Consider the following 13,420-nt stretch of genomic DNA (forward strand, 5'->3'; position numbering starts at 1 on the left):
ATAGGTTCGCCTTACTTCGGCCGCAGCGTCCCGTTCACCGACTCCATCGAGGAGCCACACCCATGCCCACCCGCACCCGCCGGCTCGCCGCCGTCCTCACGGCCGCCCCGCTCGCCCTCGTCCTCGCCGCCTGCGGCGGGACCGCCGAGGCGGAGTCGCCGGCCGCCGACGCGGACACCACCGCCGCCGCCACCACCGTCACCATCGAGGACAACCACGGCACCGTGGAGGTGCCCGTGAACCCGGAGCGCGTCGTCGCGCTGGACAACCACGTCTTCGAGACGCTGTCCGCGTGGGACGTCCCGCTGGTCGCCGCACCGAAGGGGATCATGGGCGACGGCCTGTGGCCCGAGTACACCGAGGACGACGCGGTGCTCGACGTCGGCACGCACCGCGAGCCGAACCTGGAGTCGATCGTCGCCGCGGAGCCCGACCTCATCATCGGCGGCTACCGGTTCTCCGACAGCTACGACGACATCGTGGCGCAGAACCCGGACGCCGTCGTCGTCGAGCTGCACCCGCGGGACGGCGAGGAGCAGTCCGCCGAGCTCGTGCGCCAGGTCGAGGCCCTGGGTCAGATCTTCGACCGGGAGGACGAGGCCGCGCAGGTCGTCGCGGACTACGAGCAGGCGGTCGCGGACGCCACCGAGGCGTACGACGGCGAGGCCAGCGTCGTCGGCCTGATCACCTCCGGCGGCGAGATCTCCTACAGCGCCCCGGTGACCGGCCGCAGCATCGGCACCCTGTTCCCGACGCTCGGCCTGCGGCCGGCGATCGAGCAGGCCGCGGAGGACACCTCGCACGGCGACGACATCAGCGTCGAGGCGATCGCCGCGGCGAACCCCGACTGGATCATCGTGCTCGACCGCGACGGGGCCGGCGTCGGCGAGGGCGAGTACCGCCCCGCGGCCGAGCTCATCGGCGGCTCCGAGGCGCTGGCCGGGGTGACCGCGGTCGCGCAGGACCAGGTGATCTACCTCGACCCCGACTTCTACCTCACCGAGGACATCCAGGCGTACACCGCGCTCTACGAGCAGGTCGCCCAGGCGTTCACCGACGCCGCGTGACCCTCGCGACCGACACCGCGAGCGCCGCCCCGGGCACCCGTCCGGGGTGGCGCTCCGTCGCGCCGCTGCTCGTCGCCGGGCTCGTCACGTTGGCGCTCGTCGTCGCGTCGCTGTTCGTCGGCGTCTACGACCTGCGCGCAGACGGGGGCGGCGCGATGTTCCTCATCACCCGGGTGCCCCGCACGCTCGCCCTGGTGCTGGCGGGGAGCGCGATGGCGGTCAGCGGACTGGTGCTGCAGCAGCTGACCCAGAACCGGTTCGTCGAGCCCACCACCAGCGGCACCAGCGAGTGGGCCGCGCTCGGGCTGCTGCTGTCGGTGATCCTGCTGCCCACGGCGGGCCTCGCCACCCGGATGGTGCTCGCGAGCCTGTCCGCGTTCGCCGGGACGATGGTGTTCCTCGCGGTGCTCCGCCGGGTGCAGGTGCGCTCGACGCTCGTCGTGCCGGTCGTCGGGATCATGCTCGGCGCCGTCGTCAGCTCGCTCACCACGCTGATCGCGATCTCGACGAACTACCTGCAGCTGCTCGGCACCTGGTTCATGGGCAGCTTCACCAGCATCGTGCGCGGGCAGTACGAGGTCCTGTGGGTGGTCGCCGCGGTCTGCGTCGCCATCTTCGTGCTCGCCGACCGGCTCACCGTCGCCGGGCTCGGGCGGGACGTCGCCACCGGCCTCGGGCTCCGCTACGACCGGCTGATCCTCGTCGGCACCGCGCTGGTCGCGGTCGCGTCCGGGGTCACGACGGTCGTCGTCGGGTTCCTGCCGTTCCTCGGGCTGGTCGTGCCCAACGTGGTGTCCCTGCTGCGCGGCGACGACCTGCGGTCGAACCTGCCGTGGGTGTGCCTGGGCGGCGTCGCGCTGGTCACCGCGTGCGACATCGCGGGGCGGACCGTGCGGATGCCGTTCGAGGTGCCGGTGGCGATGATCCTCGGCCTGGTCGGCGCGGCCGCGTTCGTGGCCCTGGTCCTGCGGGTGCGACGCCGTGGCTGAGGCCGCGACCACGTCGCCGTCGGCCGCCCCGGCCGGGGTGTCCGTGCCGCCGGGCGGGTCCGGGCCGTCCGCGCGCACCGCGACCGCGCGGGTGCGCGCCGTGACCGGCTCGTACGGCGTCCGGCTCGCCGTCGTCACGCTGGTGGCGCTCACGGCCGCCGTCGGGATCCTCACCTACGGCAACCCCGCCGCGCCCGGGTCGTCGGGCTTCTGGGTCATCGTCCGGAGCAGGTTCTCCTCGGTCGGCACGATCCTCGTGGTCGCGTTCTGCCAGGGCGTGGCGACGGTCGTGTTCCACACCGTCACGAACAACCGCATCCTCACGCCGTCGATCCTCGGCTTCGACGCGATGTACCGGGTGATCCAGACCGGGTTGGTGTTCCTGTTCGGCGCCGGCACCCTCGCGGCGACCGACGGGCTCGGGAAGATCGCGCTGCAGAGCCTCGTCATGGTCGGCGCCGCGTCGCTGCTCTACGGCTGGCTGTTCACCGGGACGAAGGCCGACCTGCACCTGCTGCTGCTCGTGGGCGTCGTCCTCGGCATGGGGTTCGGCTCGCTGTCCACGTTCATGCAGCGGCTGCTCACGCCCAGCGAGTTCGACATCCTGTCGGCGCGGCTGTTCGGGAACATCAGCGCGTCCGACGCGTCGTACCTCCCGTGGGGCGCGCTCGTCTGCGTCGCGGTCGGCGCGGTGCTCTGGCGGCGGCGCCACGTGCTCGACGTCGTCGCGCTGGGCCGCGAGACCGCCACCAGCCTCGGCGTGCGGCACCAGCGCGAGGTGCTGCTGACCCTGGTGCTCGTCGCGGTGCTCATCTCCGTGTCCACGTCGATGGTCGGGCCGATGACGTTCTTCGGGTTCGTCGTCGCGATGCTCACCTACCAGGTCGTCGGCAGCAGCCGGCACGCGCAGACCCTGCCGATGGTCGTCGCCGTCGCCTGCGCCGCCCTGCTGCTCGCCTACTTCGTGCTGCGGCACGTGTTCTACGCGGCCGGGCTGGTCTCGGTCATCATCGAGCTCGGCGGCGGGCTCGTGTTCCTCGTCCATCTGCTCCGGAAGGGCCTGCGGTGATCACCCTCGACGGCGTCGCCAAGACCTACGGGGACGTCCACGCCCTCGGGCCGGTCGACCTCGAGATCCCCTCGGGCGGCGTGACCGCCCTCGTCGGCCCGAACGGCGCCGGCAAGTCGACCATGCTGACGATCGTCGGTCGGCTGCTCGGCGCCGACGCCGGCCGGGTGACGGTCGGCGGCCTCGACGTCGTCACCGCGCGCCCGCGCGAGCTCGCGCGGCGGCTGGCGATCCTGCGGCAGGAGAACCACTTCGTCGCCCGGCTGACCGTGCGCCAGCTCGTGCGCCTCGGCCGGTTCCCGCACTCCCAGGGCCGGCTCACCGCCGACGACGAGGCCGCCGTCGACACCGCGCTCGGGTTCCTCGACCTGGCCGACCTGCAGCACCGGTACCTCGACGAGCTGTCCGGCGGGCAGCGGCAGCGCGCGTACGTGGCGATGGTGCTCGCCCAGGACACCGAGTACGTCCTGCTCGACGAGCCGCTGAACAACCTCGACATGCAGCACGCCGTCGCGATGATGGCCCGGCTGCGGCGCGCGGCGGACGAGCTCGGCAAGACGGTGGTGCTCGTCGTGCACGACATCAACTTCGCGTCCGCGTACGCCGACCGGGTGGTGGCGATGACCGAGGGCCGGGTGCGGTACGTGGGGACGCCGCGCGAGGTGATGACGGACGCGGTGCTGTCGGACGTGTTCGCGACGCCGGTCACCGTCGTCGAGGGGCCCGGGTACCCGCTGGCGGTGTACTACCGGGCGTGATCGGCGCCGGCTCGCGGATCCCCCGCCCGGCGAGGCGGCCCGGGACCGGGCCGTTCCCGCGTCACGGCGCGGCCCGCCGGCGAGCCACCAGCCCGGCGCCGAGCACGAGCAGCAGTGCCGCGACCGCGACGGCCGCGCCGGCACGCGCGCCCGTCGTCGCGAGCGGGCCCGAGGCTCCCCCGTCCACCGCGTCGCCGACGCCGCCGGGACCGCCCGCACCCAGCCCGGGCGCCTCGGGCCCGGGCGCGGGCGCCTCCGGGGCGCCGGGGCCTCGGGCCCCCGGCTCGGGCCCGAGCACGATCTCCGTCGGGTCCGGGTTCGGCAGCAGCCGCGCACCGGTCCCGGCCGGCGCCGCGTCCGTCAGCTCCAGCAGCCCGTGCATGTCGATGCTGCCGTCCGCGGCGATCGTCGGGGCGACCGAGGTGTCGAGGTGGACGAACCAGTCGTCCCGCACCTCCACCCCGAGCGCGTTGACGCCGTCGAGGTAGTTGCTCGGATCCGTCCGGATGGTGTCGGCCTGCTCGCGGAGGCTGATCTGGTCGGCCCCGCGCGGCCCGACGGACAGGAAGCCGGTCACCCGGTAGTCGGTCACCGGGTGCGTCGTCGTCGACAGGGTCAGGTTGTTCTGCTCGTTGGCGTACGCGGTGACCCCCTGGACGGTGCCGTCCGGGCTCGAGTTGCTGGACACGCCCTGCGTCACGTTGCCGTAGGCCACCGAGCTCGTCAGCACGTTGCCCAGCGGGATCGACTCGCCGCCGAGCTTGAAGCCCTTCCCGCTCTGCGGCGACACCTCCGCCGGGTCGTCCGTCAGGTAGCCGTTCCGGTAGGCCACCGAGTGCTCGATCGCCACCGACCCGTGCGGCCCGAGCGTGGACTTGGCGTACAGGTCGAACCCGTCGTCCACGTTGTGGTGCGCGATGCAGTACCGGAACACGTTGCCGTCGCCCACGGTCAGCTTGGCCGCGAACCCGTCCGCGTCGTTCCGCTCCGGGTCGACGTTGTGGTGCGACACGCTCGACAGCACCAGGTTCCGCGCGGGCCACATCGACCGGGGCTCGGTGTCGTCGCCCGAGATCTGCAGGCCGGTGTTGCCGTTGTGGTGGGTGTGCAACCGCTCGACGACGTTGTCGTTGCCCATGACCGAGAACGCCTTCTGCCGCCCGCGGGCCCTCGTGACCTCGAGGTCGTGGACGTGCCAGAAGTCGCCGCGGAGCACGAACCCGCCGTCGGGCGAGCCCGAGAGGTCCACCAGGACGTGCTCGCCGGGTGCCGAGGTCAGCAGGATGCGGGCGTCGGCGGTCCCGTCGCGCCCTCGGGGGATCACCACCGCCCGCTCCGGCCGGTAGGTGCCGCCGCGCAGCACGACCTGCTGCCCGGGCTGGGCGAAGGCGAGGGCGGTGGCGAGGTCGAGCGGGGCCGCACGGGTGCCCGCGCCGTCGGGCGACCCGGGCGGGCCGCCGGCCGCGACGTCCGCCTCCGCCGTGGGCGCCACGTGCAGGGCGTCACCGGCCACCCCGTAGCGCCGCACCTCGAGGTCGACGGACAGCGGCACCGGGTCCGTCCCGGCGAGCCGGACGCCCTCGTCGAGCTCCTGCTCCGCCTCCGGCGCGGGCTCGAGGACGGCGGTGAGGTGGGAGTGCCCGTCCGGCAGGTGCAGCGGCACGCGGGCCGGCACGCCGGGCACGACCGGCACCGGGCCGCCGAGCACGGCCCCGGAGGCGTCGCGCACGTGCACCGCCCCCCGGACGTTCGCCGTGAACCCGGGCGCGTAGTCCCGGGACGGCGTGGTGGTGGCGGAGTCCAGCGCGAGCGCAGGCTCCAGGAGGGTGACCGGGCGCGGGTCCGCGGGGTCGTCGTCGTCCGGGTGCACGGTCGTCAGGCTGAGGTCCGTCACGGTCACCTGGACCTTGCGCCCCGCGAACACCCCGACGGTCATCGCGTCGTCGGTCTGCTGCAGCAGCATCGCCGGGTCGTACGCGATCACCTGGCGACCCACGTCGTCGCCCAGCCACGCGTGGAACCCGGTGTTCGAGCGCCGCAGCGTGAGCGTGAAGGTGTCCCCGGTCAGGATCTTGGGCGGGTTGGCGTTCTGCTCGGTGACCAGGTCGGAGCGGAACCCCCAGTCGAACGCGGCGGAGTCCCGCACGGAGCGGGCGGTGGACGCGACGTCGGGCGCCTCGGTGTACCCCGAGACGAACCTGCCGCCGGCGGTGCCGTACCGGAACTGCCCGGACTCCGGGTCGGTCTGCCGGGCGAACGCGGCCGCCGCGGAGTTGAAGTACCGCGCGCCCTTGCTGCCCGGCACGAACGTGTCGAGGGCGATCACGCCGTACCCGCTCTGGTTGTCGACCGCGGAGGCGTCGTCGACGTGGAACGTCGCGGTCAGCGTGAAGTTCTCCGTCGCCGGGTCGATCTCGGTGTAGTGGTAGACGAACCCGTCCTCCGACTCGGCGATCTTCCCGTCCACCGACGTCAGGCGCACCGAGCCGTCGTCGAGGACCTCGACCGAGCCGGCGTTGGCGCCCGAGCCGGAGACGTTCCCGACGAAGGCCGACCGCCAGGTGCGCTCGGCGGGCGGATCCGGGGGCAGGTCGGCGTCCCCGGCCGAGGCCGGGGACGACGTGGCCGGCTCGGGCGCCGAGGTCGCGGAGGCGGCCGGCGCGCAGGCGAGCGCGGACGCGAGCACCGCGGCTCCGAGGGCGAGCGGGGTGGGGCGAGGACGGGCGCGCACACGTGCTCCTTCGACGTCGTCGTCGTGCAGGGACCCGGTGTGCGGCGACCCCGCCCGAACAGGGCGGGAAACCGGTTCCTGAGAACGTAGCGACCGCGACGGTCGGCCGTCAACGCGAGCGACGGCCCGGACCGGCACGCGCCGCGGGCGGGCTGCGCCACGCCTGCCGGGGCGCCGGCCTGCGACACTCCCCTGCATGACCGACCAGATCGTGCCCGGTGTCCTCGCCGACCTCGTCGCCGACCGCCCGTGGCTGCTGGTCCTCGTCGTCGGCGCCGTGGTGCTCGTGCTGCGGCTGCTCGGGCGGGCGGGGGCGCCGCGGGCGCGCCGGGGCGACGTGTGGTTCGCGATGGTGCCGTACCGCGACGGCACGGGCGCGAAGGACCGCCCCGTGGTGGTGCTGTCGGCCCGCGGGCGGCGGTGCACCGTCGTGCGGCTGACCTCCCGGGACCAGGACGGGCGGCGCGGCTACGCCCGGTCTCCCGAGACGCTGCCGGGCCTCGACCGGCGGAGCTGGGTGGACCTGCGGCCGCTGGACCTGCGCCGGACCGCGCTGCGGCGGCGCACCGGGGACGCCGGGCGGGCGTGGCTGAGCTGGTACGAGGAGGCGGCGCGCGACCTGCGGTGACGGGCGGCTCGACGCGTGCACCGGTCGACGCCCACCGCGAGCCGCGAGCCGTGCGCGTAGCGTGCGCGACGTCGGGACCGGGTGGCCCGGCGCCGGGCCGAGCGCGAAGCGGGAGGCGGACCATGACGCTGCGCCGCGTGGCCGTCGTGGCGACCATGGTGCTTGCCCTGTCGGGCGCGGCGTGCACCGGGTCGAGCGGCCCGGACCCGACCGCAGCCCTCTCGGGGCCGTCGTCGGGATCGCCGTCGGGGTCGTCCCGGACGCCGGACCTCGACGGCGCGGAGGTGTCCGTCCTCGGCCTGTGGAGCGGACCCGAGCGCGACGCCTTCGCCGCGGTCACCGGGGCGTGGGAGGACGCCACCGGTGCGACCGTCGCGTGGACCGGGTCCCGGGACCTCGCGGGCGACCTGGCGGCCGCGGTGGCCGACGGGGTCCCGCCCGACGTCGCCGTCCTGCCGAACCCCGGCCTGCTGCGCGACCTCGTCGGTGCGGGCGCCCTCCTGCCGCTCGACGACCTGCTCGACCCGGCCGCCGTCGCCCGCGACTACCCCGCGGCGTGGACGGACCTCGGGACCGTCGACGGCGCGCTCTACGCGCTCCCGGTCAAGGTCACCGACCGCTCCACGGTCTGGTACTCCTCCGCCGCGTTCGACGCCGCCGGCTACGCCGTGCCCGGGACCTGGGACGACCTCGTCGCCTGGGCGGGCGACGCCGTCGCCGACGGGCGGACGCCGCTCTCGGTCGTCGCGCCCCGCGGCCCGGGCAGCGGCTGGGCGCTCACGGACGGGGTGGCCTCGCTCGTGCTCGGCGGCTGCGGCCCCGCGACCTACGACGCGTGGGTGGCCGCCGAGGTCCACTGGACCGACGCGTGCGTCCGGCGGTCCTTCGACCGGTTCCTGACGCTGGTGACCGCGCCCGGGCGGGTCCTGGGCGGGGTCCAGGCGATCCTGACGACCGGGGACGCCGAGGGCGTGCTGCCGGTGTTCGCCGACCCGCCGGAGGCGTACGCCTACCCGATGGCGTCGTTCGCGCAGGCATTCGTGACCGAGGCCTACCCCGACCTCGTGCCCGGCACGGGCTACGACTGGTTCGCGTTCCCGGCCGTCGACCCCGCGCTCGCGGGCGCCACGACCGTCGGCGCGGACCTGGTCGCCGCGCTGCGGGACACCCCGGCCGCCCGGTCGTTCCTGGCCTACGTGACCGGCGCCGACGCGCAGGCGCGGTGGGCCGGGCTCGGCGGGTACACCTCCGTCAACCGCGGCGTGCCGGCCTCGGCCTACCCCGATGCGGTGGCCCGGTCGGTCGCGGAGCACCTGACCGGCGCCGAGGTCGTGCGGTTCGGCGCCGGGGACGCGATGCCGGCCGAGGTGCAGTCGGCGTGGAGCGCGGCGATGCTCCGGCTCGTGCAGGACCCGGGCGGGCTGGACGGCGAGCTGGCGTCGCTGACGGACGTCGCCGCGGCGGCCGCGGACGGCTGACTACGCTGCGCGGATGGCCACCGTCACCCCGCTCACCCCGGACGACCGCGCCGCGTGGCGCGCGCTGTGGGACGGGTACCTCGCGTTCTACGAGACCACCCTCGACGAGGAGACGACGGCCGCCACCTTCGCCCGGCTCGTGGACCCGGGCTGGGGCCTGCACGGGGCGCTCGCCCGGGACGACTCCGGCGCGGCCGTCGGCCTCGTGCACTGGCTGACCCACGCCGCGACCTGGACCACGACGAGCTACTGCTACCTCGAGGACCTCTTCGTCGCCCCGGGCGGGCGCGGCGCGGGTGCGGGCCGGTCGCTCGTCGAGCACGTGCGCGCGTGGGCCGAGCAGAACGGTTCCGCCAAGGTGTACTGGCTGACCGCCGAGTCGAACGCCACGGCCCGGGCCCTCTACGACCGGGTCGCGACGCGGTCCGGGATGATCCACTACCAGATCCCGCTCGGCTGACGGCCGCCGAGCGCCCGGGCCGAGCCGCCGCCCGGGTCAGGCCTTCGAGTGGACGGTGACCACGTAGCCGTCGGGGTCGCGGAACGAGAACGTCGTCCCGAACGGGCTCTCGAACGGCTCCTGCACGATCGGCACGCCGGCCCCGACGAGCCGCGCGTGCAGCGCCGCCGCGTCGGGCTGGTGGAACCACACCCCGATCCCGGCGCCGAGCTGCCCTGCCGCATCGAGGTCGACACCCGGGAAGGGCACCCGCACCGCGAACGCGGTCGCTCCGGCGGCGCCGCCGGTGGAGAAGACCACGGCCTGGGGGTTCGACGCCGGGAGCCGGGTCAGGCCGACGAGGCGCTCGTAGAAGTCGGCGGAGGCGGCCAGGTCGCGGACCTGGAAGGAGACGAAGTCGGGGCCGGTCGTGCCGGCGGGTGCGGTGTTCATGTCAACATCCTGACACTCACGCCGGTGCATGTGTCAAGATGCTGACATGGACGATGCCACCGAGGCCGCTCTCGCCAAGGAGCTCGGCATCCTGCTGAAGGCCACGCAGGCCGCGCTGCACCACCGCATGGACGAGGCGCTGCGCCCGCTCGGGCTGACCGTGTCCCAGTACGCCTGCCTGAGCACCCTGCGCGCGGAGCCGGGCATCACCGGTTCCGAGCTCGCCCGGCGCACCTTCGTCTCCCGGCAGTCGATGAACGTGCTCGTCCAGGGCATGGAGCGGCAGGGTCTCGTCGACCGCGCCGAGGAACCAGGGCCCCGGCGGGAGCGGGCGGTCGCGCCGACGCCCGCCGGCACCGCGGCGCTCGCCGTGGCGGAGTCGCGGGTGGCGGAGGTGACGGCACGGATGCTCGGCAGGCTCGGCGCCGCGGAGCGGATGGCGCTGCGGGACGCGCTCGTGGCGAGCAGGGACGCGTTGCTCGCCGGTGACGACTGATCGCGCATCCTCCCGTCCGAACCCGCCCGCGACCCGTGGCCGCGCCGCTACGGTGACGCACTGAGGCGTCGAGGGGTGAGCACGCAGGTCCACGCGCTGGTTGTGCTGCTCGCAGCGGCGAACGGTCGCATCGGGGGGTGCGGGCACCACCTCCCCGTCGACCGAGGTCCAGGGACCGTCGCCGCAGCCCACCGGGCCGGCGGACCCGGCGGCCTCGATGGCCCTCGTCGACCAGCACCTCGCCGGCGCCGACCTCGTGGCGGGCCCCGCGCGGAACGTCCTCGGGCTCGGCGAGGGGCTCGGCGAGGGCGGCCCCACGTACGCCGTCGCCCGGGCGCTCGGCCGCGACGACGACGGCGGCTGGCGACTCGTGACCACCCGGGCGTTCACGGTGCTCGGGGCCCAGCAGGTCACGACCGTCACCTGCCCGACGGGCACGGGCGTCGACGTGACCCAGGGCCAGATCGCCATGACCACCTGGGCGCACCTGCCCGGACTCGAGCGGTACCCCTGACCGCGCGGCGGCGGCGACGTCCTGAGCGAGGCTCGAGTACGCGACGCAGCGCCGTGCACGCGACGCGCGGCACGTGCCCTGCACGAGGCGACGCGGGGCACGCGCCGCTCCGGGGCGCGCCTCAGAACGGGGGCGCTGCGTCGTGCGGGTCGGCCGTGGCGTCGTGGGTCTGCCCCGTGCCCGGCCGGGTGAGGTACCGGTGTCCGGTGGGCGTGATCCACTCGAACAGGCCGGGTTCGATCTGCCGGAGCCGGAAGCCGCCGTCGGTCTTGAGGCGGTGGTGCCGGTGGCAGACCGGTCCGAGGTTGTCCGCGTCGGTGCCGCCCAGGGGCGCGTCGGGGTCCCCGCCCGGTCGGGAGTGGAACTCCTGGGTGTGGTCGAGCTGGCAGGCGCAGGCCGGGACCCTGCAGCCGGGTGCGGCGCACGTCTTGTCGCGGGTGCGGATCAGGTCCGCCAGGGCGGCGGGTGGTCGATATCGCTCGCGACCGACGTCCAAGACGCGGTCCGAGAGGGGATCCGTGACGATTCGCCGCCAGACCGCGCCGATCGCGAGTGCTCGGGCCTGGACGGCGTCGATGGGGCCGTGGCCGTCGAGGTGGGCGGGCTGGTCGTCCAGGCCGAGCAGGGTGGAGGCGGGGATGGTGATGCGGACCTCGGCGCCCGGACGGCCGGAGCAGCGGGTGCAGCCGCGACGATCGGGCGCGGGTGCGGTCGCCCCGGGGTTGGACGCGAGAACGGGCTCGGTCGCGCGGGCCGGTGCGCCCGGCGCGGTGGCTCCGATGGGTGCGCCGGGCACGGTGGCGTCGGTGCCGACCGTGGTCCCGGTCGTCACGGACCCGGTCGCGGTCCGGGTCTTGGTCGAGGTCGTCGCCTCCGGCGAAGGCGCGGTCGCGACCGTCGCGGCCTGCGAACCGGTGTCGTTCGCCCCGGGCCCGGGACGCGCGGCGGTGTCGTCGAGCGGGGTGAGCGTGGCGATCGGGATCGGCTCGACCGGGCGCGTGAGCACCACCCCGTCCCGGTCGGTCATGGTCGCCCCGTTCCACGACCGTCGCGGCTCCGGCGGCACCGGCAGGCCCGGGGACAGGTGGACCTCGAACGCCGGACCATCCGACGCGGGGACGTCCCCGACCACCAGGTCGCGCAGACCATCCGCGCGCAGCTGGTCCAGGGTCCGGTCGTCACCCAGCGCCTTGGCGGTCTTCGCAGCGTGGGTCAGGACCCCGTCGACGCGCAGCGCGTCCGCCGCGTCCAGGACCAGCCACATGGAGGCCATGCCGTCCGGCTGCGGCCGGGGGTGGGAGACCTTCCTGGTGCAGCGGGCGCGTTCGCGGCGGGCGGCTGCGCCCTCGGGGTCGACCAACCGGATCTCCCGCGCCACCCGCTGCCGCAGCTCGGCGACGGAGCACTGGTCGGCCTCGGGCAGCACCGCGTCCTCCACGGCGTGCGCGACCTGGAACGGCAGGTCCGCCAGCTCGGCCGTCAGCACCTGGGCCTTGGCGGGGTCGAGGTGCCCGACCTCCAACGCCTGCCGGGTCGCACCGAGCATCCCGTCGAGCACCAGCGCCCGGTGCACGGTCTTGGTCGCCGTCACCCGCGGCCACCCGAGGCGCATCTGGAGCTCGTCGCCCGCCACGCAGGCCTGCGTCGGGGGCGCACCGGCCAGAGGGGACCACTGCGGACTCATCTCGTCCCGGGAGGCGAGCTCGGCCACCATGGCCAGCTTGCGGGCGTGCTGATGACTCTCGACCCGGTCCTGCGCGGCGATCACCTCGACCAGGATCTTCGAGGACAGCACCTGCAGGTCCAGCCCTCGCAGCCAGGCGTCCAGCTCGGGCCCCGGCGGGCACGCCGCGATCGCCTCGACCTGCCGCTGCTCACCCGTGCGCGGCACCCCACCCGCCGCCACGACGGGGTCCGGGCCGAAGTCCGTCAAACAGGTCCCGTCAGGCCCGTAGACCGGCAGCACCGGGACCGCGACCGGGTCGCCGTCGGAGTGTTCCTGCAGGTCAGATGCCATGGAACGACACTACCGACCACCACCGACACGACCCCGGCGCCCGACCCCCGCCCTGGGGACGGAGCACGACCACGGCACCTGTGGACGACTCGGCGCCCCGCAGCCGCGCGGCGGGTCCCGCGCGCGGGGTCCCGCACGGCGGGTCCCGCGGGCGGGCTCCGCCGCCCCGGCAGGCCGAGCGGCCGCCGGCACGGCCCATGACTGACGACGCACGAGAGGCCCGCCCCCGGACGGGGACGGGCCTCTCGGCACTCGAGTGGAGGTGGCGGGAATCGAACCCGCGTCCGATGACGTGGAACCAGGACTTCTCCGGGCGCAGTCTGCTGCGCTTTTCTCGGCCCCCACCATCACGCAGACAAGTGGTGGACAGGCTCAGTCACGTGAAAGTCCCCGCAGCCCCCGTGACGAAGGCTACGAGCAGTGGCTCCCTAGATGACGCCAGGAACTGAGTCGGAAGCTAGCTCAGGCTGACGGACTTCGAGGCTCGCTCAGGCGGCGAGGGCGAAGTCGGTGCGCTTGTTATCGGCACCTATGGGTTTACACGGATCGTTAGCGAGATAACCGTGTGTCCTCGGCCCGCTTCTCCTGGCTCGACGATCACCGTCGAAACCGATCACCCCCATGTGGAGTTGTCAATCGCCGCGCCCCTCGTCCGGTCGCCCTCGCGGGCTCCCGGCCGCCGGCCGCAGCGGGTCCAGCATACGGGTGCAACGCCGCGGCCCGCACCGTGATTCCCGCCGCGCGCCTGCTCGACCTGCGCCGTGCGACCGGGCGCGGCACC

Annotated in this window: 12 protein-coding genes and 1 other RNA gene; 9 read left to right on the plus strand and 4 right to left on the minus strand. The window is 74.7% G+C overall.

What is annotated here, in order from left to right:
- The first annotated feature begins 62 nt into the window (after positions 1 to 62).
- From J5O08_RS05940 to J5O08_RS05955, 4 genes are read left to right on the plus strand one after another with little or no spacing between them, the layout of a single operon-like run.
- Positions 63 to 1,067: a siderophore ABC transporter substrate-binding protein gene (locus tag J5O08_RS05940; RefSeq protein WP_218705969.1), complete on the plus strand. Its 1,005-nt coding sequence runs from the start codon at positions 63 to 65 to the stop codon at positions 1,065 to 1,067.
- A complete protein-coding gene (locus J5O08_RS05945; protein ID WP_218705970.1) occupies positions 1,064 to 2,056 on the plus strand; it encodes an iron chelate uptake ABC transporter family permease subunit in 993 nt (330 codons plus the stop codon). Before J5O08_RS05940 ends, J5O08_RS05945 begins: the two co-directional genes overlap by 4 nt.
- Entirely contained in the window at positions 2,049 to 3,125 is a 1,077-nt protein-coding gene (locus J5O08_RS05950; protein ID WP_308281408.1) for an iron chelate uptake ABC transporter family permease subunit, read from the plus strand. The genes J5O08_RS05945 and J5O08_RS05950 overlap by 8 nt, the downstream gene beginning before the upstream one ends.
- On the plus strand, positions 3,122 to 3,883 hold the full coding sequence (locus J5O08_RS05955; protein ID WP_218705971.1) for an ABC transporter ATP-binding protein: 762 nt from the start codon (positions 3,122 to 3,124) through the stop codon (positions 3,881 to 3,883). Before J5O08_RS05950 ends, J5O08_RS05955 begins: the two co-directional genes overlap by 4 nt.
- Positions 3,884 to 3,944: 61 nt before the next feature.
- Here J5O08_RS05955 and J5O08_RS05960 read toward each other — a convergent pair whose 3' ends face one another.
- Complete coding sequence (locus tag J5O08_RS05960) at positions 3,945 to 6,614, minus strand: right-handed parallel beta-helix repeat-containing protein (protein ID WP_218705972.1); 2,670 nt, start codon at positions 6,612 to 6,614, stop codon at positions 3,945 to 3,947.
- A gap of 196 nt (positions 6,615 to 6,810) precedes the next feature.
- Here J5O08_RS05960 and J5O08_RS05965 point away from each other — a divergent pair, with 196 nt between their 5' ends.
- From J5O08_RS05965 to J5O08_RS05975, 3 genes are all read left to right on the plus strand, one after another.
- Complete coding sequence (locus tag J5O08_RS05965) at positions 6,811 to 7,242, plus strand: type II toxin-antitoxin system PemK/MazF family toxin (RefSeq protein WP_218705973.1); 432 nt, start codon at positions 6,811 to 6,813, stop codon at positions 7,240 to 7,242.
- A gap of 122 nt (positions 7,243 to 7,364) precedes the next feature.
- Positions 7,365 to 8,720 (plus strand): ABC transporter substrate-binding protein, encoded by a 1,356-nt coding sequence (locus J5O08_RS05970; RefSeq protein WP_218705976.1) that lies wholly within the window; start codon positions 7,365 to 7,367, stop codon positions 8,718 to 8,720.
- Between the two features lie 13 nt (positions 8,721 to 8,733).
- Positions 8,734 to 9,180, plus strand: coding sequence for a GNAT family N-acetyltransferase (locus J5O08_RS05975; RefSeq protein ID WP_218705978.1), 447 nt, complete (start codon positions 8,734 to 8,736; stop codon positions 9,178 to 9,180).
- A gap of 36 nt (positions 9,181 to 9,216) precedes the next feature.
- Here J5O08_RS05975 and J5O08_RS05980 read toward each other — a convergent pair whose 3' ends face one another.
- On the minus strand, positions 9,217 to 9,612 hold the full coding sequence (locus J5O08_RS05980; protein WP_218705979.1) for a VOC family protein: 396 nt from the start codon (positions 9,610 to 9,612) through the stop codon (positions 9,217 to 9,219).
- Between the two features lie 46 nt (positions 9,613 to 9,658).
- Between J5O08_RS05980 and J5O08_RS05985 the strand changes: the two genes are divergently transcribed.
- Together J5O08_RS05985 and J5O08_RS05990 are read left to right on the plus strand one after the other, a co-directional pair.
- On the plus strand, positions 9,659 to 10,108 hold the full coding sequence (locus J5O08_RS05985; protein ID WP_218705980.1) for a MarR family winged helix-turn-helix transcriptional regulator: 450 nt from the start codon (positions 9,659 to 9,661) through the stop codon (positions 10,106 to 10,108).
- 217 nt (positions 10,109 to 10,325) lie between these two features.
- Positions 10,326 to 10,622: a hypothetical protein gene (locus tag J5O08_RS05990; RefSeq protein WP_218705981.1), complete on the plus strand. Its 297-nt coding sequence runs from the start codon at positions 10,326 to 10,328 to the stop codon at positions 10,620 to 10,622.
- 121 nt (positions 10,623 to 10,743) lie between these two features.
- Here J5O08_RS05990 and J5O08_RS05995 read toward each other — a convergent pair whose 3' ends face one another.
- Both J5O08_RS05995 and ssrA read right to left on the minus strand, forming a co-directional pair.
- On the minus strand, positions 10,744 to 12,639 hold the full coding sequence (locus J5O08_RS05995) for an HNH endonuclease signature motif containing protein (RefSeq protein WP_218705982.1): 1,896 nt from the start codon (positions 12,637 to 12,639) through the stop codon (positions 10,744 to 10,746).
- A 254-nt stretch (positions 12,640 to 12,893) separates the two neighbouring features.
- Positions 12,894 to 13,260, minus strand: a transfer-messenger RNA (tmRNA) gene (ssrA, locus tag J5O08_RS06000).
- Between the last annotated feature and the right edge of the window lie 160 nt (positions 13,261 to 13,420).

Source organism: Cellulomonas sp. PS-H5, from assembly GCF_019265565.1.
GTDB lineage: Bacteria > Actinomycetota > Actinomycetes > Actinomycetales > Cellulomonadaceae > Cellulomonas.